Here is a 25,928-nt window from a genome sequence, read left to right as displayed (position 1 = left end):
TACCCCTGTAAAGTAAGCACTTTCATTGCTATAATAGCAATGTGAGAAATCTTGCAGAATAGAGGTGTTTCCTTTGAAACAGACAGAAATGAAAAATACGGAAACTGTAATTTCTAAAACGGAACAATATGGTGCACAAAACTATCATCCGCTTCCGATCGTTATCTCAGTAGCCGAAGGTGTATGGGTAACAGATCCAGAAGGTAACCGCTACATGGACATGCTAAGTGCATACTCTGCGGTAAATCAAGGGCACCGCCACCCTAAAATCATTCAAGCACTAAAAGATCAAGCTGACAAAGTAACACTAACATCTCGCGCATTCCATAACGATCAACTTGGTGATTTTTATGAAAAAGTATCAAGTCTAACGAAGAAAGATATGGTATTACCGATGAACACTGGCGCTGAAGCTGTTGAGACAGCTATTAAAGCGGTTCGCCGCTGGGCATATGATGTAAAAGGTGTTCCAGATAATCAAGCAGAGATCATCGTTTGTGAAGGAAACTTCCATGGCCGTACGATGACTGCCGTGTCGATGTCATCTGATCCTGATTACCAACGCGGGTTCGGTCCTATGCTTCCAGGGATCAAGGTGATTCCTTACGGAGACTTAGACGCACTAAAAGCAGCGATTACACCTAATACCGCTGCATTCATTCTAGAACCGATCCAAGGTGAAGCAGGAATCGTTATTCCACGTGAAGGTTTCTTGAAAGAAGCGCTTGATGTTTGTAAGTCTGAAAATGTACTCTTTGTAGCTGATGAAATTCAATCAGGACTTGGACGTTCTGGTAAAATGTTTGCTTGTGACTGGGAAGAGATCCAGCCAGACATGTACATCTTAGGTAAAGCACTTGGCGGCGGTGTTATGCCGATCTCTTGCGTAGCAGCAAACCGTGAAGTACTTGGCGTGTTCAATCCTGGATCTCATGGATCAACTTTCGGCGGAAACCCGCTTTCTTGTGCGGTATCAGTTGCTTCTGTAGACGTGCTTGTAGAAGAAAACTTAGTTGAGCGTTCACTTAAACTTGGTGAATATTTCTTAGATGAGTTAAAGAAGATTGATAATCCAGTAATCAAAGAAGTGCGTGGTAAAGGTCTCTTTATCGGTGTTGAATTGAACGAACCAGCTCGTCCTTATTGTGAGCGTTTAAAAGAGCAAGGCTTGTTATGTAAAGAAACACATGAAAATGTTATTCGTTTCGCACCACCATTGATCATTTCTGATGAAGATCTAGATTGGGCGATCGAACGCATTAAAAAAGTACTTTCAGTTTAAATCATCAACTGAGGCTGACTCTTTTTGGAGTCAGCTTTTTTTGGGCTTTAATTGAGCTCAGTTTCATATACACACTAGGGTATCAATCCGCTTTTTGACAGATGAATCCACAATTTTTATGGATCTATCCAAAAGTTTTAGCTGTTTATCCTGAAGTTTTAGCTCTCAATCCAAAAGTTTTCACTGTTTATCCACGAGTCTGCAAATTTCGACATCTACAACTGAAACTTATTCCTCATACATAACTCAAAAAAGAAGCAGCCAGAGCTGCTTCTTCCCTTTATAGTGCTTTCACCATACCGCCATCGATCAGCAGTGACTGGCCTGTTATATAGGTGTTTGCGTCAGAACAAAGGAACACGACCATCTTAGCAAACTCTGCAGGTTCACCGTATCGGCCAAGTGGGATTCCGCTTTCCATGGAAGTTCTGACCTCTTTTGCAGAAACTCCTTTTTTCTCAGCCATCATTTGGTCTAATTCACCTACTCGATCAGTTCCGATTCGTCCGGGTCCGATCGTATTGATTAAAATGCCCTCTTTCCCTAGCTCTTGTGAAAGACTCTTTGATAATCCGTTAATGGCTGTTCGGAAAGTGTTCGATAAGATGAGTCCGTCGATCGGCTGTTTAAAGGACGAAGAAGCGATATTCACGATGCGACCTCCGCCGTTTTTAATCATATTAGGCGTAACTGCGCGAACGGAACGCACAAGACTGAGTAATGTTAACTCAAAAGCACCCTGCCAATGCTCATCTTCAAAATCATTAAACGTACCAGCTGGAGGACCTCCGGCATTGTTCACGAGCACGTCCACACTGCCAAACTTCTCTACTGCTGTAGCAACAAGTTCATCGATCTCATTACGCTGTGTGATGTCACATTTTTTATAGAGAACATCCGAACCTGTTTCCCTCTTTATCTCTTCTGCTGTCAGAGAAAGCTGTTCTTCATCACGGCTTGTTAGCATCACGTTAGCACCTTCTCGTGCAAATTCTAATGCACAAGCTTTTCCCAGCCCTTTACTTGAAGCAAGAACGAGTACATTTTTTCCTTTTAGACCTAGATCCATTTCACAATCACCTGGTTTCTTAAAAGATTTTATAATACGAAACTTACGTATTTCGTTTCAAGATAAGCTTCCATACCTTCTACTCCACCTTCACGGCCAAGACCGCTCTCTTTCATACCTCCGAACGGTGCTTGTGCAGCAGAAGGAACGCCATCGTTCCAGCCTATGATACCGTAATCTAGACCTTCAACAACTTGAGTTCCTTTGGACATACTCTCTGTATAAACATATGCGGCTAATCCGAATGGACTTGTGTTTGCAAGGCGGATCCCTTCTTCAACACTGCTGATCTTGTGAATGGGGATGACTGGACCAAACGTTTCTTCATTCATGATCAGCATATCTTGTGATACATTCTTTAAGACCGTCGGCTCGTAATAATATCCGCCGTTATCTGCTCTTCCTTTTCCGCCTGTTACACACTCTGCACCATTTGAAACAGCATTTCCCACGTGCTCGGAGATCTTTTCATACCCGTCTTTGTTAATGATTGGACCGATATCTGTACCTTCTTCCAAACCGTTTCCTACTTTCAATTTCTTAGCTTCAGCAGCCACACGTTCTACAAACTCTTCATAAACACTTTCCTGCACGTATACTCGGTTAATACAGATGCACGTTTGACCTGCGTTACGAAACTTAGAAGCTACTATACCAGCAACTGCTTTATTTAAGTCTGCATCCTCAAGAACAACAGCTGGAGCATGTCCGCCTAGTTCCATTGAAACGTTCTTTACAGTTGCGGCACTTTGCTCGATCAATTTTTTCCCGATCTCTGTAGAACCAGTAAAGGTCACTTTCCGAACTTTCTCTGAATCCATAATCGCTTTGCCGATTACAGAAGAGGATCCTGTTACAAGATTGATTACACCTTTTGGAAAGCCTGCTTGATCTGCTAATTCTACTAATTTAATCGCTGTTAGTGGTGTTTCTTTTGGTGGCTTCACAATAAACGTACAACCTGCTGCGAGCGCTGGACCGAGCTTTCTTGTGATCATTGCTGCTGGGAAGTTCCATGGGGTGATGGCCGCTACTACCCCAACAGGCTGCCGTAAAACTTGCATTCTCTTATTTTCTGCACTAGAAGGAATCGTACGGCCGTAGATACGCTTACCTTCTTCTGCATACCACTTAATAAAAGATGCAGCATACATCACTTCACCGACAGATTCTTTTAACGGTTTTCCCATCTCAAGTGTCATTAATTCTGCTAGTTCTTCTTTTTGTTCGATCATTAAGTCATGCAGTTTCATAAGATAATCAGCGCGCTCGTAAGCCGTTAACTTTGACCAGCTTGGAAACGCTTCGTGCGCAGCATCTATTGCAGCATCTGTTTCTTCTATTCCACAAGAAGCTACAGTTCCTACCACTTCACCGTTAGCAGGATTGTACACCTCTATTTTTTCAAGCGAATCTCCTGTCCATGAACCGTTAATATAAAGCAGCTTTTCCATGTGAATTCCTCCTCTATGTAACTAGTTAATTCGACTTCATTCTACTATTTCATTACGAAGTGTCCCGATTCCTTCAATTGTAATCTCGATAACATCTCGGGGCTTTAAAAATACTGGCGGCTTCATTCCTTTACCTACTCCAGCAGGTGTACCTGTCGCGATTATATCTCCAGCTTCAAGCGTCATACCCTTTGAAAGCTCTGTGATCATAGTTGGAATGTTAAAGATAAGATCAGATGTGTTTCCGTTCTGTCTCACTTCTCCGTTCACTTTTGTCACGATTGATAGGTTATCTGGATTTGTTACCTCAGAGTGATGTACGATCCATGGACCCATCGGGCAAGTTCCGTTGAGACTTTTTCCGAGTAAAAATTGCTTATGCTTCTGCTGCAGGTCACGAGCGGTAATATCGTTGATGATCGTAAAACCAAAAATGTGATCCATCGCTTCTTCTTTCTTTATACTCGTACCCGTTTTCCCGATAATTATAGCTAGCTCACCTTCATAATCTAGTTGATTGGTTATGGAAGAATGACTTGGAACTCCTTCATCATGTCCAATTATTGATGTTGGAGCTTTTGAAAACACCATAATATCTTCCGGAATGTCTGCTTCGCTTCCCATCTCAATCGCATGATCGCGGTAATTTTTTCCGATGCAGAAGACATTTTTCCCTGGACGCGGAATCGGTGCTTTTAACTGGACCTCATGAAGTTCGTATGTATGGTTCGCTACGAGATCAGAAGAGATTAAACTCTCTACCTTTTCCAAAAATTCGTCACCAAGAGCAATTGCCTCGAGTAAGGTTGTTGGAAACTCCATCTCTTTGCTTTTCGAGAGCTCTGATACATTCACAATTTCCTCTTCTTTCACGAGGCCAATGAAGTCCTCGCCATGTTTAACAGCTGTAACCCATTTCACGATAAACTGATTCCTCCTTTAAGAAACGCTTACATCGTAATTATTACTACTATATCGGTTCTGACTTTGTACCGTAAAGAAATTTGGCTGTGTAAAAAGACAATACTAGTTTTTGATTCTTTTTAAAATATGGTAAAATAGTTTGTCATCTAAAACGCCCTTTCCTAGGGTAACAGTAATGAGGTTATCTAATTATGAAAACTGTACTAAGTACGTTAAATGCTAAATATATACACACATGCCTTGCGCTGCGCTATTTGAAAGCGTATAGCGAACCCGATTTTCCTGTGACGATTCGAGAGTTTACGATCAAGGATCCTTCTCTTAATATTGTGACTGATCTTTACAGCCAAGAGCCTGACGTTCTCGGATTCAGCTGTTATATTTGGAATATTGAAGAGACGATCAAAGTGATTCAGATGTTTAAGAAGATTAAACCAGAAACGAAGATCGTTCTAGGTGGACCTGAAGTATCTTATGACGTAGCACATTGGCTACAACAGATTCCAGAGGTTGACTTTATAGTTGTGAATGAGGGCGAGGAAACGTTTAAACACTTGCTCACTCAGATTCAAAATGGTGGTAGCTTTGAATCGGTTGCTGGACTTGCCTATCGAATAGATGGAGTGCCTAAAATTAACGGTCCTCGTGAAAAACTGGACTTGAAAATAGTTCCATCGCCGTTCCGCTTCGAAGAAGATATCCAGTCTTTATCAAAACGGATCACGTATTTTGAGACAAGCCGTGGCTGTCCCTATTCATGTGCGTTCTGCTTATCCTCGATTGAAGTCGGGGTTCGTTATTTTGATCCAAAACTCGTTAAAGACGATCTGATCTTCTTAATGGATAATGGGGCAAAGATCATTAAGTTTGTAGATAGAACGTTCAACATTCGGAGAGATTATGCACTCGATATGTTCTCCTTCTTAATAGAAAACAGAAGACCAGGCGTTGTTTTTCAGTTTGAGATCACTGCAGATATCATGAGGCCTGAAGTCATCGATTACTTAAATGAACATGCGCCAAAAGGTTTGTTCCGTTTTGAGATCGGTGTTCAGTCAACAAACGACGCTGTTAACGAACTGGTACAACGCCGGCAGAATTTTGAGAAGCTTACGCGTACTGTAACAACTGTCCGTGATGGAGGAAAGATCGTACAGCATCTGGACTTAATCGCTGGATTGCCAGAGGAAGATTACAACTCATTCAGAAAAACATTTAATGATGTATTCGCTTTTGGCATCGAAGAAGTCCAGTTAGGTTTCTTAAAGATGTTAAGAGGTACAGGTCTGCGATTAACAGCCGAAAAACATGATTATGTGTATATGGATCATTCTCCATATGAGATCTTAGGAAACAACGTTCTCACTTTTGATGAAATCATTCGTATCAAACAAGTTGAAGACGTACTCGAAAAATATTGGAACGATCATCGAATGGATCATACCGTTAAGTATTTGATACACCATGTATTCTCATCACCTTTTGACTTCTTTCAAGAGTTCGGGACCTATTGGGAAACACGTGGATGGTCAAGAATCGGCCATCAGTTAGAAGACTTATATACGCGCTTGATCGCATTCTTAACAGAAGCAGCACCACACTCACTTCCTGTTGCTGAAAGTTTGATGAAACTTGATTATTTAGAAAGACAACAGTTCAAACCACGTAAGCCATGGTGGGAGAACACACAGAACAAAGAAGAAACATCAAAAGTACTCTCACTGCTCGCTCAATATCCTGAAATGATCGAAGGGTTTCCAGCTCTTTCTGAAAAAGATATGCATAAACACGCTTTTGTCACAGATACTGCGATTGATCCATTATCAGATCAACTGGCGCCACAAGAGGAGAAAGATTTCTTACTCATTGCGTTGTTTGATCCTAAGCAACAATCAACAAAAGTGTTCACGATAAATAAAGAATCATTGCAAACAAAAAAGGATGCGTAAACCGCATCCTTTTTTGTGTTCTTCTTTGCTATCAAAGGTTCAAAAATATCTTGTTATCTCCTTTTATTGACGTAGGTAGATAGAGCGGATATCACCCACTCCCTATCGCTGATAGTACTTTTGTAAAAGCTCTTAACAATAAGATTCTTGCTTTCGAACTATTAATAAGCATCATTGACAAGTTGATTGGAGCGCAAGGTTGCCGACTCCTATGGGACGAGCGGTCAGGTGGAGACTCCTAATGGCGCAAAGCGGCAGGAGGCTCACCGTTCGCCCCATGGAAAGCGGAAACCTGAAGCGGAAATCAACTTTCTCACGAGAGCTCCAATGCATACGAAGCAGTCTCCATAAAAAATTTTACTTCTTTAAGACCGGCTGCCCTGAAACAAATACAGGCGAAGGATTCATCACAACAACTTGACCCTTTTTCAGTCCTTTTGTGATCTGCACGCTACCCTTTTGCTCAAGACCAGCTGAAACCTTCAGCTTATACAATTTGTTTTTAACGATTGTTAACACATACGTTTTCCCATCATCTTTTAATATGGCTTGTTTAGGCACACTTATTGCTTTTTCTGCAAGCTTTTCTGTGACGATGATTTGAGCAGTTTGTCCTTCAACCCAAGACGCTTCGTCCTCAACGAGAACGGTTAACTTAAAATTATTCTGATCAGCTGGTAATACAGTTTGAACAGTACCCTTCAACATCTTTTCACCGTTGGATTTGATTTGAACGGTGTCTCCTGTTTTCACGAGAGAAGCAATTTTTTGATCGATGTCAGCAACTAGTTCAAAGTTTCCTTGACCCACAATAGTTAGAAGTGGTTCATCATCCCCAACACCGTTTAATTCTGAAACAATACCATCAGCTGGACTTTTCACACTAAGATCATCAAGCTGCTTTTCTAGATCAGATATTTCATCCGATAAGATGGAGCTTTCGTTTTCAGCTAAGTCATTTTGCAGCTCAGCTTCGGCTAATTTCTCTTGAAGCAGCACTTTAGCATCTTTGCTGTCTTTTTCTTCATCAAAATCTGAGAGTTCACTTTCCCATTCCGTTATTTGCCCAGAATAATGGCTGCTTCGAACATCTGCTGCTTCTTTGTCCCGTTTCAAGCTGCGAAGTTCTTTTTCAATCTCTGCATTCTCATATGTAATTAACGTTTGTCCGGAAGTTACCGTATCCCCCTTTGAGACCATTACTTCTTTTATCGAACCGAGAGATGTATTCTCGTATATCTCAAAAGTATTTTTTGATTGAGCAACACCTGTTGTTTCATGTGTCTTACTAAAATCTTTTTGAGAAGACAGACCGGTTTTAACTCTTGGAGCTTCAACAGCGGCTGATTCTTTTTTATCAAAAATCACAATGTTCATGACCACCAAGAGGACAACCATAATAGCTGCAGCAACCCATTTCAGTTTATTCATAAGCTTGTCTCCCCCTTAAACCAACTGTCCACTAGCCAATGCAGCATATAGTGAAGATAATAGTATGAAAACAACAACAGTTCCGATCGTGACAACTAAACAGTACTTCTTTTCTTTAAATGACAACCGACGAAGGGCAAAATACATAACAACCGAACCCCAGATGGTAAAAATATTAATGGCGTTCAAGAGTTCTTGCCAAAAACCATGCTTAAAGAATAGAACACCTGCAAAACCGAACCCTAGAGGCTGAACAACTTCTTCAGCACCGGTAACAAACTGAACCGGCAGTTCAAATAGCAATCCGATAATAAACAGAAGATACACCGCAGTCATTACGTAAAAAAGTGCTTTATATCCGATGTCTCGAAAGAAAACATATAAAAATAGTGCACCTGTATTTATTACTAAGAATGGTAGGATCAATCCCCAAACACCGCCTACTAAAGCGATGAGATATCGCAAGAGCTCCAGTTCCATACCACTTAGTTTTGCTGCCTCCACAAAAGAAATCGTTTTGAATGAAGGAAACGCTGCAAAAAAAGATAGTGCATGCAACAATCCGCTAGCGACTAATATAGCAAAAAAACGAATCCAGAAACCCTCTTTATCTTTCCACTCATTATAAAATGCAAAATATGTATTCGGCTTTGTTAAAGCAGGAATAAATTGCGCTCTTCCTGTCATGGTGCCGCCCCCTTCTCTCTTTATCTCTGTCTATGTTATCACAATTTTTTACTCATAATGACAATTTCTGACTCATTTTTGAAAAATAGTACCTTATCCGCATAAATACGTTGAGGTAGCAAAAACTAAACCAAATTATTGCGAATCGGGATGATGTTCATCATGACTTTCTTTAAGAAACCAAGAAAATTGCTAGAACAAAAAAACACCAACAACGAAGATAACATTCAAAAGTCTAGTCCATCCTCTCAAACAGATTCTGTTAAAACCTCTCAATCTGAGCAGAATACAAATAGTATAAAAAATCAGTCGATCGATGGTCTGCTAAAAGACATTGAAAAAAGCTTTTCTTCTTCCGAAGACTTGATGACTCATTGGGTAGAGATGCCTGCTGACAAAAGCAAGGTGGCATTACTTTTCTTGGACTCTATTATTGATAAACAAAAACTTCAAGATTTGATATTGAATCCTCTATTTGAACTGGACAAAGATATTGATCTACATACTTTCGAAAAAGTAATCAACATTGATTTTAAGAAACAAACAGACTTTTCGAAGATTCAAGAACTATTGTTACAATCTTATACTCTGATATTTACGAAGGACACAACCTGCTATTTCTCTGTTTTCACTCCTGTTAAGACAGAACGCGATATAAAAGAACCTGATAATGAAGCTGTTATTCGTGGATCTCATGAAGGATTTATTGAGAGCATGTCAACGAATATAGCGCTCATTCGAAAACGACTCAAAAGTCCGAAGCTCGTAGTCAAGTATCTACAAGTCGGAAAAGAAACTCACACAAATGTTGCAATGCTGTATATGTCAGATATCGCAAATCCTGATGTGCTTCATGAAATGGAAAGAAGAATAAATGCTATAGAAGCAGATTCTGTTATGACTCCGGGTAATATCGAGGAGAGTATTGAAGATAAAACATTTAGTCTATTCCCGCAAACATTGAGTACAGAACGGCCTGACAGAGTGGCTGCAAACCTGATGGAAGGAAGAGTAGCACTTTTATACGACAGCTCACCTACCGTAAACCTAGCACCCGTTAACTTGTTTGTGTTTTTTCAAACGCCAGATGATTACAACAAACGCTGGATGTTAGGAAGCTTTTATAGAATGATTCGATTGTTTAGCTTCTATATTGCAATTGGTCTGCCAGCTTTATATATTGCAATCGTTTCTTATCATTTTGAAGTTATACCATCGGCTCTCATACTTTTAATGAAAAGTTCACTTGAAAATATTCCATACCCTCCACTTTTTGAGGCATTATTGATGGAGCTCACAATCGAGTTAATCCGTGAAGCAGCTATTCGTTTGCCTACTAGAATCGGTTCCACAATCGCTATAGTTGGTGGTTTAGTAATCGGTGATGCGGTAGTAAAAGCAGGGCTCATCTCAAATCTTATGATCATCGTAGTAGCGACGACAGCGATTGCTGCTTATACAGTACCATCCAATGAGATGAGTTTGGCAGTACGCTTATTGCGTTTTCCATTCATGGTAGCTGCTGCGACATTCGGTTTCTTAGGCATCGTGTTCGGATTAATTCTCATGTTCTTTCATCTTTGCCGTCTATATTCATTTGGTACACCATACTTTGCACCGCTCGCACCTTTTAAAATAGGAGATTTAAAAGATACAATCATTCGACTACCTTTTTTCAAGATGAACTCTCGTCCTAGTGACATCAAACCAATCAAAAAAGATGAAGATAATCATACAAGGAAGTGGGAGAAGTCATGAATAACAGCCATACGATTACGCATAGACAGCTATTCTTTATCATCACTCAATCCCAAATCGGTGTTGGTGTCCTATCACTTCCTTATATGCTATTCGTAAAAGCGAAAACAGACGGCTGGATTTCTCTGCTCTTAGCAGGTCTCTTTATTCAGGTCTCTATACTTGCGATCTGGAAACTATGCGACATGTATCCAAAGCAAACAATCTTTGATTTTATGCCTAAGATTGTGGGGACTAAGTTGGGAGTAGTGCTAAATACGTTGTTCGTCGTTCACTTGTTCTCTGTATGTGTCGTCATTCTAATCCTTTATAACAATATCGTATCTAAATGGATATTTTTTTTGACTCCGCGTTTAGTTGTCATATCCATTTTAGCGCTCACCTGCGTCTATTGTATTACCTGTACAGCACGGGAGATCGCCAGGTTTTTGATGTTAGTCTCTCCCTTACTCCTTGTTTTGTTTGTCTTTGTGGCATATGCCTATACAGATGTTCACCTTCTGTATGTATTTCCGGTAGGTGCATCCGGTATCAAAACAATACTCTCAGGTTCTACAGATGCGCTAATCTCGTTACTTGGCTTTGATACAGCGCTCGTGTTCTTAGCTTATACACAAGGAAAATCGAACAGTAAATTGAAAGCAATTTCTTATGCTTCATTATGTGTCACCCTTTTCTATTGCTTTGTCACATTTACTACGTATATCTTTTTCAATCCTGTAGAAATTGTAATTGTTCCTGAACCAGTGCTTTATATGTTAAAAGCTTTTTCATTTAAAATCTTAGAGCGAACTGACCTTATCTTCCTATCCATTTGGATTGTATTTGTTACAACTTCTCTTATTAGTTATCTGTTCTTTACAGCAAAAGGTGTGCAGTCACTATTTAAAATGAAGCATCATAAATCTGCTGCACCTTATGTAGGAATTATTTGTGCATTAATCGCATCAATTCCAGGAAGTAAACTAGATGTTCAAATGTGGTCAAAATTTATTGGAATGTCAGCATTATGCTGTTCTGCGATCTTTCCAATCTTCTTATTGCTGATTGCTTTTATCAGAAAAAGAAAAGAAAAAGGAGCGGTTTCAACTTGAGGAGTGTAAAATTAATGTCTCTTTTTTCTAGCCTTGTATTATTAACGGGATGTTGGGATCAGGCTCAACTAAACGAAACAAAATTAGTCAGAGCAGCTGGGTTTGATTATCTTAAGAACGGAAAAATTAGAAACAGTGCTTCAATTCCTCAATATCTCAATAAAGAAGCAGGAGCTGGGCCAGTAAATAATCAAGTTTTCGATGCCATTGGTAACACAGCCCGGCAAAGCAGAATTATGTTAGATCGAAAAGTATCAGAACAAGTAGAAGCATCCAAAAACTTAATCGTAGTTCTAGGGGAAGATGCTGCAAAAAAAGATATCTATCATATTTTAGATGTATTCTACCGAGACCCAAAATCGGCACTTAATGCAAGGATTGCAGTGGCAAAAGGGAAAGCTTCTGATGTTATCAGTGCAAAATTTAAAGAAACAGAAACAACAATGGGTATCGGCCAGTATTTGAGCGAATCCGTTCGATCAGCAGAAAAATCTTCTATCGTACCTTCAGAAAACATCCAAACGATATGTCCTGTCATGTTTGATCCCGGTCAAGACTTTGCATTACCTTATCTTGTACCAGAAAAAAATGATGTATCTGTTAAAGGTGTTGCCATATTTCATGGATACAAGATGGTAGGTAAAATTTTTGGGGCTCAAGGAGTTATGTATACGTTACTAACCGGGAAACAAAAGCACCTTTCCATGTCACTGACAAAAAAAATTACCAATAAACATAAAGATAGGATTTTAAATTATGTTTCTATAAAAGTTAAAAAGAATAAACGAACGTTCAACGTAAATGTTTCTCCAGATGAAAAGATATCAGCTCATATTAAGTTAGATATGAAAGTAGTGATTACAGAGTATGCAAGGGATAACCTCACTACTAAGAAAAAAATCCGAAGTATTGAAAAAGCACTTTCAAAGACGCTGACAAAGGATTCAAATGCTATTCTTAAAGAGCTGCAAGACATGAACAGCGACACATTTGGAGTAGGCAGAAAACTCATTGCGTTTCATAACCCTACATGGAAAAAGTTAGATTGGAACAAAGAGTATCCGAATATCGATTATACGGCTTCCGTAAATGTGAAAGTGATTGGCCATGGCATAATTGAATAGAAAAAGGATGCAAGACGTGTAAGCCTTGCATCCTTTTCTTTTTACATCTGATCTAATCTCACCCGTGTTCCTCTGCCAGAGTGCTCAGCAGGTTCTACGATCAATCGTTTCGTTAATCTAGCTTTTAGTTCAGGGACATGAGATATAACACCGATCGAAAAATTTTCCATCCTTACTTTTTCTAACGCGGTTACAACTGTATCTAACAGCTCTTGATCAAGTGTGCCGAATCCTTCATCCAGGAAGAAAAACTGAAGAGGAAACTTCCCTCTTAGCTGAATTTGAGCAGAGAGTGATAGCGCCAGTGCAAGCGATGTTAAAAATGTCTCTCCCCCAGATAAAGAGGTGACAGGACGTTTGATTCCTCCGTTGGCATCATCACGAATAACAAAACCACCTGCCGAATCTACTTCGATCGCATAACGTCCACGAGTAAGTTTAGCGAGCCTGCCAGACGCATCGCGTGTTACAAGATGCAATTGCTCTTCAGCCATGAACTCAACAAAAGCATTTCCACGGAATACACCTTGAAGTTTACCTAATTGCTCTAGTAAATGAGAGACTTTTTTCTTTTCCTTTTCCAGTTCTTTATATCGTGCATGATTTTTCTCGACCATCATATACCTTTGTCGCGCTTCTCCAACAGCCTCATGCGTATGGTTCATTTCTAATTTGAGACTCTGCAGCTGGCTTTTTGCCGATTCAACTTGCTGAAGAGATAGAATCTCCTTAGGGAGCTTTTCTTTTATCGCATCTAATGCCATAGCATTTGACTTACAACGATCTTGATAATCTGCTAACTGCTTTTCCCATTTCTTCTGAATGTGCTCATCTTTTAAACAGTTTTCAAAGTCTTCATAGGATTGGAAATCTGACTTACTTAATTGTTTGTTCCATTCTTGTGTTGCTTTTTCTACTCTGGATTCAGCATCATTCTTCCTTTGAACAGCAGAATGAAATACTTTATCAATCTCTACGTACTGCTTTTTAGCATTTTCATATTCTCGTTCGGAATGAATGAAAGATGTCTTCAGGCTCTGCAACGCATCTTGAACATCTTCAAGAACTCTTTGAGCTTTTTGATCGCCTACTCTGTTATATAGCTTTTCTTTAATTTCTAGAATCTCTTTTTGCAGCATTTCGTGTTGTTTAGACGAGACCGATAAACTCGTTTTCAACTCGGATTTTTTCTCTTTGGCTGATTCCATTTTTTTCGTTTGTGTTTCTAGAAATTCTTCTGCAATATTTAAACTTTTTACGATTTCCGTTTGGCGACTTTCTTTTTGTTGAAATCGTTTTAGCTCCTCTTTAAGCTCCTCTGATGAAAAGGGGATCTCTGCGTGCTCCCATTCCAATTGAATATGATCTATTTTTTTAGATATCAAAAGGAGCTGTTGTTTTAATTTGTTAGTTGTTTCATCATTATTTTCAAACGAAATAGAAATTCGTTCATATTGTTTTTGATCATCTTCTAATTTGGATAATAACTTCTGCATGCGTTCTTCAATCAAGAGCTTATCTTGCTTAACCCCTTTTACCCTCGCTTCATGATCCCTGAACTGCTCCAAAGAAAACGCGTTGATTCCTTCTTTCTCAACAGTGATCGTGCTTTGATCTGCTGCTGCAATTTCAGCTTCAGCAAGATTAAGTTTTTTCCATAGCGTTTGGGAATCCTTTTCAAGTCCTTCACTTAGGTGTTTCAGCTCATGATAATTTCCCTTCAAACGTTCGATCGCTTCTTCTAACTCGTGAATTCGCTCGTTATCATATTCAACATTTGCATGCATCTGGTTCGGTGATGGATGGATTGTTGAACCACATACTGAGCACGGTTCGTTTTCTTTTAATTCTGCAGAAAGCTGTGCAGCCAAATGGCTGATCCTTATTTTTTCTTGTTCGTTTTTCCATTCACGCAGTTTTCCCATCGAAGCTTTTGAGATCTTTTCATTTGTACGCAGAACATCAGACACTTCTTCATACATTTGCTGAATATCTTTCAGCACTTTCTTTCCTGCATCATAACTTTTAACGATTGTAGAATTGATCTGTTTTTTTGCTTTTTCCGCAGAAGTCATTTCAGCTTCTGAAACAGAGATTTCTTTTTGTATCTTTTTCTCTTCATCACGAACATCTTCTAATCGTTGATGAAGCAGAATAGCTTGTTGATGTAAACGGCGATCATTTTGTGTGATTTCAATTTGAGATAATTCTTTCTTTAAAGCAGATTGTTTATCTTTCCCACGCTTCAGAACTTGCGTGGCATCATATTCAGCTCTTTCGCATTCTTCGTACAATGTCACCAATTGTTTATGCTTTTCCGTTTCGTTCTGTAAAATCTGATTTTTTCTTTCAAGATCCTTTTCCCAGTCAACTGCTTCTCTTAAGCCACTTCTTTTTTCGATAAGAACAGGCTCTTCCTCGCTGAACGCCTTTTTGGCTGATTCATATTTCTCTTCTAGCTCTTCAAGAATGGTCTGAAGTTCTTCTGTCTGCTTCTTCAGTTGCTCTTGCTCTTCGCTTAACTTTTTCTCATCTGCGAGTGATTGCTTCAACTCGTTCGCATAGGGAGCAATTTTGTCAGCATAAATAGCTTTCTTTAAAACCTCTTGAACACGTTTCATAGGGATTTCCTGTTTGTTCAGCTCGTTTCTCTCTTCGATCAGCTTTTCATTTTGAACTTGAGCATCCCAATACACTTCAAGCGTTTTGAGATACTCTTCTCCATCTTTGTATTGTTTTGATACTTTTTCTAACTTTTTTTCATTTTCTTTTAGGTGATCGAATGCCTGTTCTAACGTTTCTAATGAAGCTTCGCCAAGACCCGTTTGTTCAGCTGTAATTTCATTCAGACGATTTTTTTGTTCATCCGACCGTTTCTTTAGTTTTTGATTTAATTGATCTCCGTACTTTTCAAGTTGAAACAGACGTTGCAGCATCTGTCTTCGATCAGCACCTTTAAGGGATAAGAATTCAGCGAATTTACCTTGAGGCAGAACGACTGCTCGCGTAAAATCATCGATTGTCAGTCCGATCAGCTCTTGAACAAGCCGCGTTACATCTCGTTCTTTGTCGGCATGAACGATAGATTCACTGTCCACCACCTCAATTAATCGACAAGTACTTGTTCGAATAGAATGTTCGCCGCTTCGTTTAAAGATGCGCTCTACACTGTATTCTTTTTGCTGAAGACCTTCACCTATCTGAAACGTAAACGAAACAGACAGTTTATCTTCAGCCTGATTCATGATTCCGTTTGTTCCACCAGCCGCTCGTTCTACCTTTCCATATAGCGCTAGTGTCACAGCGTCTAGAATCGTGGACTTCCCGCTTCCAGTCGGTCCAAATATACCGAAGACTCCGCCAGAACAGAGTTCATGAAAAGGAACGGATTGTGCTTCTCGAAAACTTTGCAAGCCTGAAACGGTTAATGCTATAGGTCTCATTCTCGTTCCTCTCCTTCTGTTCCCTCTTCTCCAACAAGATCAAGAAATAAGGAGATCAACTCCTCATCTGGCATCGCTCCCCCTGTCTGTCGCTTATAAAACGTTGTAAACAGTTCATCAACAGGCAATTTTTGAGCAGATACAGAGATCCGTTCTCCGGACTTTTCTTGGTACACTGGTTTGATATGAACAATGCCATCATGTGATTTTCTAAGTCGTTGAATTTCTTCCATCGAAAGTGCATCATCTACATGTATGGATAGATCAATCCAGCAATTCTGATGCAAACCATCTTGAATTCCTTGAAGCACTTCCTGGATCCCATTCTTTGCTTCCCATGATATCAGTGGTTTTCCTGAAGTTAGATGAAGCTCTTTAACTTCTGCAATACCGTTTGGTTCCACGTTAATAATGGACACAGATTTTGCTTGTCCACTTTCAGAGAAACTATAAGATAGGGGAGAACCTGAATACCTTGCATCTGTTTTTGCTCGTTTGATTCGTTGTGGACGATGCAGATGGCCTAATGCCACGTATTGAGCTGCACTCGGAAGGCTTTCTGCAGCTACCGTGTACGCACCACCAATGTGAACAGGTCGTTCAGAATCGGTTTCCTTGCTTCCAGCTACATAAAGATGACTCATCGCAACATGCACGTTTCCTGGCTTAAATTGATTGGTGATCTGTTTAAAATACGAGTCCACCCAATCATCGTATTGAGTTCTTACATCTAATTCTTCAGCAGATTCACTTAGCAGTACTTTTAGTCTTGATTCAGAAGGGTACGGCAGAGCCGCTATTTCTAAGATCTCTCCCGTTCTCTTAATCGGAACACGCTGAAGTTCTAACGTTGGCAGTCCTACTAGTGTGATGCCCAGTTCTCTTAAAAGGGGGAAAGAGGCAGCTAGTCTTTCAGGATGATCATGATTTCCTGCAATCGCGATGAACGGACATTCTCCGTTTCTATTAATCCGTGATAGTGCATCATAAAACATTTGCTCTGCCGCAGCCGGAGGGTTGACAGTATCAAATACATCTCCCGCCATCAGAACAGCATCTATTTTTTCTTGCCGTACGATCTCAACAAGTTCGTCTAAAAAATCTTGTTGCTCCTGAAGTCTGCTGCGTCCTTCCAATGAACGCCCAAGATGCCAGTCAGCTGTATGAAGTAATCGCATCATATCCCTCCTTATTTCACTTGAAGAATGTGTCCACCATCAAAAAAGTAAAGATAACTTTCTTTAACAGGTTTCTTTAATATTCTTTCAATGGCTTTTGCGTACAAATTCAGCTGCAACTCGTAACGTTTATACAGGATATCCCTTGCTCCTGTAACGCCGTTTGTAAAGCGGTTCGTAATTCTGTCTGTTTTATAGTCAATCAATATATATCCGTCTTCCTCTTCGATCAGACAGTCAATAACACCTTGAACTAGAACATGTTCATCTTCACCAATCCACTCTCTCTGAATCTCTGATATCGGAAGCGCCATACTAAACGGAATTTCTCGTTTCAAATTCTCGTTCTCTTTGATTCTTTCTCCGAGTGGTCCTTCCATAAACTCCTGGATTTGTGGAAGCAGGATATATTGAGCTTGTTCTCTTGTCAGCAACTCTTTCGTTTCCATTTCTGCAAGCTGATTTTCAAGAGATTCTAGTGTGCCCGGTTTTCTAAAATCAACATGCTGCATCACCATATGCATCGCTGTACCCACTTCAGCTGCATTCAACTGCTCTTCTTGCATAAATCTTGGCCGCTCATGTATAACTTGTTGGGCGGCTTTTACTAATTCTGTAGAACTGTATTCATCTGCTTGATATTGTTTTTTTATCTCTGTAACAGACTGTTTGGAACGAGTGTATGTCGAATTTTTATTCGTATAACGCCATTGGAGTCGACGTTCGACTTCATCAAAGTCATCTGAAGCAAGATTCACTCTTTCATAGTTCTCTAACTGCTTCAGCAATTCTTCTTGTTTTTCTTTCTCTTCCACTTCTAACTCTTCATATTGACTCGCTGGAAGAACCGCAATCTTCCAATCTGTTTCATCTATATAAACTTCACCTCTTCCTCTTTCACCTGTTCCTAGCAGCGATAAAAGGGGTTCAGCGTTCTTATGGCGGATGACTGCTCTTCCGATCCAATCAAGATAACTCTTTACACCAGCTCTTTCAAAGTCTGGTAGAATCCAGTTTTCTTCATAAAGAGAATCCCTCCATGAATCCACAGATTTCTCAATGTCATTTACTGTGCCGACTAAGTACAGTTTTTCTTTTGCACGTGTAAGAGCAACATATAGAACTCGCATCTCTTCTGCGATCAATTCCATTTTCTTTCTTCCGGCGATCGCAAGCTTAGGCAGAGTCGGATAGGCAATTCGATACTCTGGATTTATATATTGAGTTCCTAGTCCAAGTTCTTTATGAAGAAGAACTTTTTCGTTCAGATCTCTTGTATTAAACTGTTTGTTGATGCCCCCAACGAATACAATAGGAAACTCTAATCCTTTACTTTTATGAATAGTCATAACACGAACAACATCTTCTTGTTCACCTAAAGCTCTGGCAGCTCCTAGATCCTTTCCTCGCTCCTGCATTCTTTCAATAAAACGAAGAAAGCGGAAAAGCCCTCTAAAAGATGTACTTTCATACATTTTCGCTCGATCATACAAAGCTCTTAAGTTGGCTTGTCGCTGTTTTCCACCAGTTAATCCGCCTACATAATCAAAATAGCCGGTTTCTCGGTAGATCTCCCAGATCAGGTCAGAAAGAGATCCTTGTCGCGCTTGATGACGCCACTTTTCCAGCTGATCTAAAAAGGTAGAGACTTTCTCTTGAATCCGAGTGTTTTCTCCTTCAGCACGATATAGTTCTACAGCTCCAAGATAATTATCTTGTTTTTGTTTCAATCTGATCACTGCAAGTTCTTCACCAGTCATTCCAACAAGTGGCGAACGAAGAACGGCTGCAAGCGGGATGTCTTGCAGAGGGTTATCGATCACCTTCAAGAGTGACATCATGATATGAATCTCCGTCGCATCAAAATAGCCTGTTGAAAGTTCAGCATAAGCAGGTATCCCCTGCTGCTTAAACTCTTCTAGTATGACTGGTGCCCATACAGAGGTTGCCCGAAACAACATAACGATGTCTTTGTATTTAGCGGGCCGCAATTTTTTCGTATGTTTATCAAGTACGAGATGAGGAGAGTTCCCCGTTGTTCCAACGATCTGTTTTATTTTTTCTGCTATAACTCTTGCTTCTAACTGAACGGTTTCAAGCTCCGATTTTTCTACTTCTCCATTTTCAAGACCTTCTTCATCTGTTACAGGCTGACTTTTATTAATAAGAAGAAGTTCTGGTTCATTCCCCTCTTGCTCAGGATAATAAGTGGCACCTAGCTTTAATTCAGCATCATCGTTGTACTCAATTTCCCCTACTGTTTCGTTCATGATCTGTCTGAACAAATAGTTTGTAGCCTGCAAGATCCCATTTCGGCTTCTAAAGTTTTTTGCAAGGTCAATGCGTAAACCGTTGCCGCCTTCTTTCGTGAACTGTTTGTACTTAGTTAGAAAAAGAAGTGGCTCCGCTAGTCTGAATCGGTAGATAGATTGCTTCACATCACCTACCATGAACATGTTTCCTGCTTCTCCGTCTTTTGATACTAAGCGAACAATCGATTCTTGGACAAAATTCGTGTCTTGATATTCATCTACTAGTACCTCTACAAATCTTTCGCGGTACTCTAATGCAGCATTAGATGGAACCGGCACATCCATCGTTGACCCTTCACCTTTTAATATTCCTAGGCAAAAATGTTCAAGATCACCAAAATCAACAAGAGACTTTTCTTGCTTTGCTTCAAGGTAGCGTTCTCCAAACTTTTTCACTAAGGAAGAGAGTTCTTTAACAACAGGAGCCATCTCTTCAATATGAACGATATACGAATCAGGATGCCTTTCAAAATATTCTTCTTTTAATGCACCCGTACGTTTTTTAATGTTATCTCTCATAGCTTTTACTTTATTCTTCAGTTCTTCATCTACATCTTTCCCACGAATGGCTTTTAATTTCGGAGGCTCATAAGATTGAAATGCCTCATAAAGCTCACTCCAGCTATTCTTTGCATGAAGTAATCGTTCAATAAAGACGAGATCTTCTTGAAGTGTTTCTGCGTATGCAAGAGGTCCTCCTGAAAGCTCACTCAGCTCAATCGCTCTTAATGCCAAAGAACGTAGCCCGTCTATCTGCAGCGATATATCAAAAAGAAGCTCTTTTGTCCAAGGAAGATCATCAATGGTTGCCGCTTGCACCTGATATGTTTCTGCCATCTGGTCTAGCCAGCCGTTCGGATCAGGGTGACTTCGAGCAAAATCATAGAGCGATAAGATCAGTTTTTGAAGTTCCATATCATTTCGGTCAGAACTATAAGCATCGACCACTTGGTAAAAAATATGGTCTTCTCCTTTGCTGTACTCTTCTTCAAATAAATCCTCTATCACTTCTTGACGAATAAGTTCTGCTTCTGTTTCTTCTGCCACACGAAAACCTGGATCGAGGTCTGTTTCATAATAGTGTTTACGAAGCACCTCAATACAAAAAGAATGCAGTGTAGAGATCGATGCTTTGTTTAATAAGTTAAGCTGCCTTCTTAAGTGGAGAGATGAAGGATTTAAAGACAGTTCTTTGTCGATTGCTTCTCCTATTCTTTTTCTCATTTCAGCAGCGGCAGCATTTGTGAATGTAACGATGAGCAAACGGTCTACATCCGCAACCTTTTCACGTATCATCGTAATGATTCGTTCTACAAGGACAGCTGTTTTACCCGATCCAGCTGCTGCAGCAACGAGAACATTTTCTCCTCTGGCCTGAATAGCTTGCCACTGTTCGTCCGTCCATGTTGCACCTTCTGGTTTTGGGATCAGAGTCTTCAATTCACATTTCCTCCTTCCTCATGCATTTTTTCTAGAATAACTTCATCTTTTTCTGAACGAAGTTGACGGTATTGATTCTCTTCAAGTGTTTGATCAAACTGACAAACAGGCTTATATGAACAGAACGTACATGGTGTTTTTTTCTTCATCTCATATGGAGAGATATCAATCACCCCGTTTGTAATCCCTTCTCCGCTCGTTACAGCCATCTTTCGTGCATGATTACGCATCGTGTTAAACTGCTCTCTTGAGGCAATAGAGGAATGTGATTTATGAAATCCTTTTTGAGTTAGAGCGACAGGAATGATTGAAGAACGCTTTTCCATTGTACTGTCCATAAGTTGAACGGCTTCTTCCTCAGCAAGGACCAAACCTTTCATCTTAAACTTCTTTAACACTTCTTTTTCGATTTCTTCCACACTAAGCAGTTTCTTTTGATTTAAAAGCGGGTTGTGAACATGGAAATACAGAACGCCTGCTGGAACGGACTCTTCACCTAGCCAACTTTCTGAATGTGTGACCGCAACATCTAGATAAGTCAGCATCTGCAGAGCAATGCCATGATATAACTCTGCTAAGTTGAGTCCTGTTGAGCTGGATTTATAATCAATCACGCGCATCAGAAGTCCTTTAGAACTTTTGGCTGTATCCACACGATCGATACGTCCGATCACTTCCATCGTCGTGCCATTCGGCAATTTATAGGTTAATGGCGGCAATGTTGCACCAGAAGCGAACGCTAGTTCAAGGCCAGCAGGTGTGAAACCACTCGCCTTTGCATGCTGACTTAATATGTGCGAAGCTTTTCCGACTACTTCTTTTAACTTCTTCTTAATATAGAGATGTCTGTTGGAACTTAACAGAATCTCATGCTGAAGCTGTGGTGCCAAAAGTTCCACAATGTCTCCTGCTAAACGATAACAATCTCCCTTTGAAAGATCACTCCAAGCTACGCTTCTTTGCTGAAGGGAATCATTCATCTGTTTTAACGCAGCATGAAAAAGCTGTCCGATATCAGGAGCTTCAAGCTTGTACATTTGCCGTTCTTTTAGCTTAAGTCCGTACGACATGAACTGAGAGAATGGACATGACTGAAAAAGCTCCATTCTTGAGATGCTCGTTAAGATTTTATCGCCATAAAGGTCTCTTGATACAGATGAACTTAAAGGTGCTTCACGATTAAAATAGAATAGAGAAGACAGAGCACGCTTTGCATAGAAATCATACTCGTTGTCTTTGATCACCCAATTGTATACATCCCACCAAACCGAAGAGATCGGATAGCCTTTTTTCCATTCTCTAAGCTGTGCACTTAAAAAAGAGACACTTTTTATCGGATGCTGCACAAAATCCATATCATTTTGTAAAGCTGGTTCGTTTTGATAAAGTTCTTCCTTTAAATTTGGGAAAAGGTCGTGCAACCGCTGTATAACCATAGATGGCTGCATCGTTTTCCCTTCCTCGTCTGCTAACGCATACGAAACAAACAGATGGTCACTTCCATTCGTTAACGCAAGATAGATCATAAACTGCTCATCTAGCAGCTTTCTGCGAGCAGTCGGTGCAAGCACAACACCGTTTCTATCAAGGGCTTCTCTTTCGTCTTCTGAAAGTAATCCATCGTCTTTTGGTTTTAACGGAATGACTCCATCGTTTACGCCGAGAACAAAATTTACTTTTACATCCGTGAAACGAGACCTTTCCATCGTTCCTACTAATACTTGATCTAGAGAAGGAGGAACAAGAGCGAACTTAAGGCTTTCAAGGCCTGTTTCGAGCATTTGCATCCACGTCTCTTTTGAAAGTTCTTCCTCGCCAGTCAACTCTACCATCTCATCGAGAAGACCTAGCACCGCATTCCAAACTTGACCATGTTCAGATGCTGCTCGTAGTTTCCCTGCTGATTCCGCATGAATTCTCATGCGTTCCAGTTTCATCGGCACATTGAGATCTTCAAGGTACTGATAAAGACTTTTACAATATTGGATAATACTTTTGCTGTTTGATAGATTTTTAGATAAACGACTCAATGGGGATACAATCATATCCCGCATGTCATTGATCAGTTGTTCCTTTTCATCGTCACGTGTTGTCTTTCCAAAGTCTTCTGATTCGAACCCTCGGAATCTTTTATATTTCCAAGGTTTTGGATCTGTCCACCTTTTGCCTTGGATACCAAGTGCTAACACATAGTTTTCAAGTTCATCCATACAGCGTCTCATCTCAGAAGTCGTTTTTCTTATCTCGTCAAGCGGATAGAGCATATCTGTTTTAACGGCTCGAAACACAGATTCATAGCGCCAATTCTTTAAAACAATATCTAATGAGGAACGGATCAGTTCAATCAGTGGATGGTGAAGCATAGATTTTTTTTGATCGAGAAATACAGGTATCTCATAATCTGTGAATACCGTTTCGATCAGTGTTTGATAACTACCCGAGTTTCGGACTGTTACAGCGATATCGCGATATCGATAGCCTCGGTCACGAACGAGTTCAATGATTTTTCTTGCTGCTCCTTCAACTTCTGATCGAACATTTACTGCCGCCGCTACTCCAACACCTTCATGTTTGGCTGACGTAATGGCCGGTCTTCGATCATACTGATCCTCGATGTGAGCGATGGCACTTGAATTAAATTTTGGCTTCTCATGAAGATAGATCGGTTCCTCCACGAAAACACCCAGTTCTTTTGCTTGTGCTGTTAGTGACTGCTCAGTCTTTTTAGTCATATAAAACAAATCTAGCTCATGAGGCTCAGATTCCGAAGTTAAGAATTCATCGGTCGTAAGTGCAATGGTCACTTTCTTGGCATGTGCCAGTAATCCCGCCGTAACTTCTAATTCTTGGGGGGTAAAAGAATGAAATCCATCTATGTAAATTTCACTTTCCTTAATGCTCTCAGAAAAAGGAATCTTAGCTTGGAGGAGACGCAGGTAATCTTCTGAATCAACATACTTCCCAATAAGTGCTTCATCCAAGGAACTCGAAATGACACTTAGATCTGATAATTTATCTTGAAGCACTTTTTTATTATTTTCTTTTTGTCCAATAGAAAGCAGTGTATCAGCATTCCACGAAAGATCTTCTGCAGAAACACAATATCGCTTAAGTTCTGTAGTCATTAACTCAAGCAATTCGTAAAAACCACTTTGTTCAGAGGCTTTTCGAAAGATTTTAAGATCTTCTTTTTTGTGCTCGACAATTTTCCGAAGCATCATTCTTATTCCGGTAGATGTGATGTGCATTCTTGTTAAACCACCGGTCTCGCCAAGAATACGCCAAGCAAGCCTCGAGAAACTAAAGACTTGTGCACGCATCATTCCCGCTAATCCTGGTGTTGTGGCTAGCTTATATTCTGATTGAAAGGTCATCTGATCTGGTACAAGATAGATGATCGGATTGCCTGAAGGACGGTCTGTAAGTTCTTTTTGGATCTCTTTAAATACAGAGTGGGACTTTCCGCTGCCGGATCGTCCCAAAATAAATTGCAAACTCATTTTTGTTCATCCCCTGTTCCGCACTTGAATACTAACTCTATTATCTCATAATCTATTAGGACATCAAAGGCTCGTACCCTTAAAAAACAACCACTTCCTTCTGGTAGTTATAGGATAGTTCTTGAAAACGAATCTTTACCTCCCATGACACGCTAGTAACCATCGAGAAAGAAAAAAGGAAAACCGCTACATCGTTAGCTGATTTCCCTTCACTCTGCCGGTATCTAGTTTACATGTATTTCTTCCCGCTGCCTTTGCTTCATATAAGAGCACATCTGCTCTTTGGATGATCTGTGAAGGTTTTTCGCCTTCTACATAACTTGCTATTCCATAGCTAAGTGTGACAGGTAAAGCTCCATCATCTGACATATAAGGAAATGTTTCTAGATGCTTATTAATCGCTTCAATCGTACTTTCCACTTCTGTTCTAGATGCTGTATGGAGAATCCAGGCAAACTCTTCTCCACCGTAACGATACGCTTCTCCTTCTTTTAAAGATATGAAGCGTTTAAACGTTGAACCAACAAGCTTCAGCACTTCATCACCAATCAAATGACCGTGCTGATCGTTGAACCATTTAAAACGATCAATATCACATAAAACAAGTGTAAAGGGCTTATTCTGTTTTGTGCTTTCCAAAACGTCTTCTTGAAATTTCCGGTGATTCAAGAGACCCGTTAAATAGTCTTGTTCAGATTGAAGCTGATACATATTCTTCTCAAGATAATGTTGTCTTTCTTTAGAGGCAATCACACCTCCGTAAAAAGCGATCAACCATAAAAAGATGCTTTTCATTAAAAATTCAAAGGAAGAAAGCGTGTTCATATACCCGCTATCTTTTATGAAAAAGTAAAAGAGGATGACAAAACTCGCTGTTCCTACTATAAGGGCTCCCCTTAACCTCCAATACAGGGCGGCATGAATTACGATTAAATAACCTACAGAAACAAACGGGCTGTCGGCTCCGCCAGAAAGCTGCATCAGCCAAGCATAAGCGATGCAATCAAAAACGATTCCCCCTCTAGTGAAAACACGGTAGTACAGAGAGGTCTCAGGCAATAGGTGCAATACAATTTGTGTGGATGTCATATAAAGGATCCCAATTATGAAGAGAATCGGAAAGGTATCCGTTTCATATTTCAGCACACTCGAAATAGGTTGATAATAAAAAACAGGTACACAAAGTATTAAGAAGAACCACCGTAGTAAAGAAGATATGGTTTCAGAACGGTGTTCGGTAATCGTAAATGAATCTTTCATGCAGTCATCTTCCTTTGCATTTT

15 protein-coding genes are annotated in these 25,928 nt (G+C 40.0%); 5 read left to right on the top strand and 10 right to left on the bottom strand.

Going from position 1 to position 25,928, the window contains the following annotated elements; translation table 11 throughout:
- Positions 1 to 88 precede the first annotated feature (88 nt).
- Complete coding sequence (locus tag ACNJYY_RS07780; RefSeq protein ID WP_416731825.1) at positions 89 to 1,282, top strand: ornithine--oxo-acid transaminase; 1,194 nt, start codon at positions 89 to 91, stop codon at positions 1,280 to 1,282.
- Positions 1,283 to 1,562: 280 nt separating this feature from the next.
- Here ACNJYY_RS07780 and ACNJYY_RS07775 read toward each other — a convergent pair whose 3' ends face one another.
- Genes ACNJYY_RS07775 through ACNJYY_RS07765 form a run of 3 tightly spaced genes read right to left on the bottom strand, consistent with a single transcriptional unit; the run spans position 1,563 to position 4,726 of the window.
- Positions 1,563 to 2,351 carry an SDR family oxidoreductase gene (locus ACNJYY_RS07775; RefSeq protein ID WP_416731261.1) on the bottom strand — a complete coding sequence of 263 codons (789 nt, stop codon included), beginning with the start codon at positions 2,349 to 2,351 and terminating at the stop codon, positions 1,563 to 1,565.
- Positions 2,352 to 2,380: 29 nt separating this feature from the next.
- Positions 2,381 to 3,805, bottom strand: coding sequence for an NAD-dependent succinate-semialdehyde dehydrogenase (locus tag ACNJYY_RS07770; RefSeq protein WP_416731260.1), 1,425 nt, complete (start codon positions 3,803 to 3,805; stop codon positions 2,381 to 2,383).
- Positions 3,806 to 3,841: 36 nt separating this feature from the next.
- Positions 3,842 to 4,726, bottom strand: a complete 885-nt coding sequence (locus ACNJYY_RS07765; protein ID WP_416731259.1) for a fumarylacetoacetate hydrolase family protein — start codon at positions 4,724 to 4,726, stop codon at positions 3,842 to 3,844.
- Positions 4,727 to 4,920: 194 nt separating this feature from the next.
- Between ACNJYY_RS07765 and ACNJYY_RS07760 the strand changes: the two genes are divergently transcribed.
- Complete coding sequence (locus ACNJYY_RS07760; RefSeq protein ID WP_416731258.1) at positions 4,921 to 6,678, top strand: B12-binding domain-containing radical SAM protein; 1,758 nt, start codon at positions 4,921 to 4,923, stop codon at positions 6,676 to 6,678.
- A gap of 357 nt (positions 6,679 to 7,035) precedes the next feature.
- Here ACNJYY_RS07760 and ACNJYY_RS07755 read toward each other — a convergent pair whose 3' ends face one another.
- Both ACNJYY_RS07755 and ACNJYY_RS07750 read right to left on the bottom strand, forming a co-directional pair.
- Positions 7,036 to 8,109 carry an efflux RND transporter periplasmic adaptor subunit gene (locus ACNJYY_RS07755; RefSeq protein WP_416731257.1) on the bottom strand — a complete coding sequence of 358 codons (1,074 nt, stop codon included), beginning with the start codon at positions 8,107 to 8,109 and terminating at the stop codon, positions 7,036 to 7,038.
- Positions 8,110 to 8,124: 15 nt separating this feature from the next.
- A complete protein-coding gene (locus ACNJYY_RS07750) occupies positions 8,125 to 8,796 on the bottom strand; it encodes a hypothetical protein (protein ID WP_416731256.1) in 672 nt (223 codons plus the stop codon).
- 162 nt (positions 8,797 to 8,958) lie between these two features.
- Here ACNJYY_RS07750 and ACNJYY_RS07745 point away from each other — a divergent pair, with 162 nt between their 5' ends.
- Genes ACNJYY_RS07745 through ACNJYY_RS07735 form a run of 3 tightly spaced genes read left to right on the top strand, consistent with a single transcriptional unit; the run spans position 8,959 to position 12,772 of the window.
- Positions 8,959 to 10,554 (top strand): spore germination protein, encoded by a 1,596-nt coding sequence (locus ACNJYY_RS07745; RefSeq protein WP_416731255.1) that lies wholly within the window; start codon positions 8,959 to 8,961, stop codon positions 10,552 to 10,554.
- Positions 10,551 to 11,648 (top strand): GerAB/ArcD/ProY family transporter, encoded by a 1,098-nt coding sequence (locus ACNJYY_RS07740; protein WP_416731254.1) that lies wholly within the window; start codon positions 10,551 to 10,553, stop codon positions 11,646 to 11,648. Before ACNJYY_RS07745 ends, ACNJYY_RS07740 begins: the two co-directional genes overlap by 4 nt.
- A 14-nt stretch (positions 11,649 to 11,662) precedes the next feature.
- Positions 11,663 to 12,772: a Ger(x)C family spore germination protein gene (locus tag ACNJYY_RS07735; RefSeq protein ID WP_416731253.1), complete on the top strand. Its 1,110-nt coding sequence runs from the start codon at positions 11,663 to 11,665 to the stop codon at positions 12,770 to 12,772.
- Between the two features lie 41 nt (positions 12,773 to 12,813).
- Here the strand turns inward: ACNJYY_RS07735 and ACNJYY_RS07730 are convergent, their stop codons facing one another.
- The 5 genes from ACNJYY_RS07730 to ACNJYY_RS07710 form a co-directional block, all read right to left on the bottom strand.
- Positions 12,814 to 16,215 carry an AAA family ATPase gene (locus ACNJYY_RS07730; protein WP_416731252.1) on the bottom strand — a complete coding sequence of 1,134 codons (3,402 nt, stop codon included), beginning with the start codon at positions 16,213 to 16,215 and terminating at the stop codon, positions 12,814 to 12,816.
- Positions 16,212 to 17,393 carry a metallophosphoesterase family protein gene (locus tag ACNJYY_RS07725; protein ID WP_416731251.1) on the bottom strand — a complete coding sequence of 394 codons (1,182 nt, stop codon included), beginning with the start codon at positions 17,391 to 17,393 and terminating at the stop codon, positions 16,212 to 16,214. Before ACNJYY_RS07725 ends, ACNJYY_RS07730 begins: the two co-directional genes overlap by 4 nt.
- A gap of 11 nt (positions 17,394 to 17,404) precedes the next feature.
- Positions 17,405 to 21,145, bottom strand: a complete 3,741-nt coding sequence (addA, locus tag ACNJYY_RS07720; RefSeq protein ID WP_416731250.1) for a helicase-exonuclease AddAB subunit AddA — start codon at positions 21,143 to 21,145, stop codon at positions 17,405 to 17,407.
- Positions 21,142 to 24,645 carry a helicase-exonuclease AddAB subunit AddB gene (gene addB, locus ACNJYY_RS07715; protein WP_416731249.1) on the bottom strand — a complete coding sequence of 1,168 codons (3,504 nt, stop codon included), beginning with the start codon at positions 24,643 to 24,645 and terminating at the stop codon, positions 21,142 to 21,144. Before addB ends, addA begins: the two co-directional genes overlap by 4 nt.
- Positions 24,646 to 24,831: 186 nt before the next feature.
- Positions 24,832 to 25,905, bottom strand: coding sequence for a GGDEF domain-containing protein (locus ACNJYY_RS07710; protein WP_416731248.1), 1,074 nt, complete (start codon positions 25,903 to 25,905; stop codon positions 24,832 to 24,834).
- Positions 25,906 to 25,928 lie beyond the last annotated feature (23 nt).

Source organism: Fictibacillus tiangongensis, assembly GCF_048083785.1.
Classification (GTDB): domain Bacteria; phylum Bacillota; class Bacilli; order Bacillales; family Fictibacillaceae; genus Fictibacillus.
The sequence above is the reverse complement of the archived record's forward strand: the minus strand, read 5'-3'. Positions and strand labels throughout refer to the sequence as shown.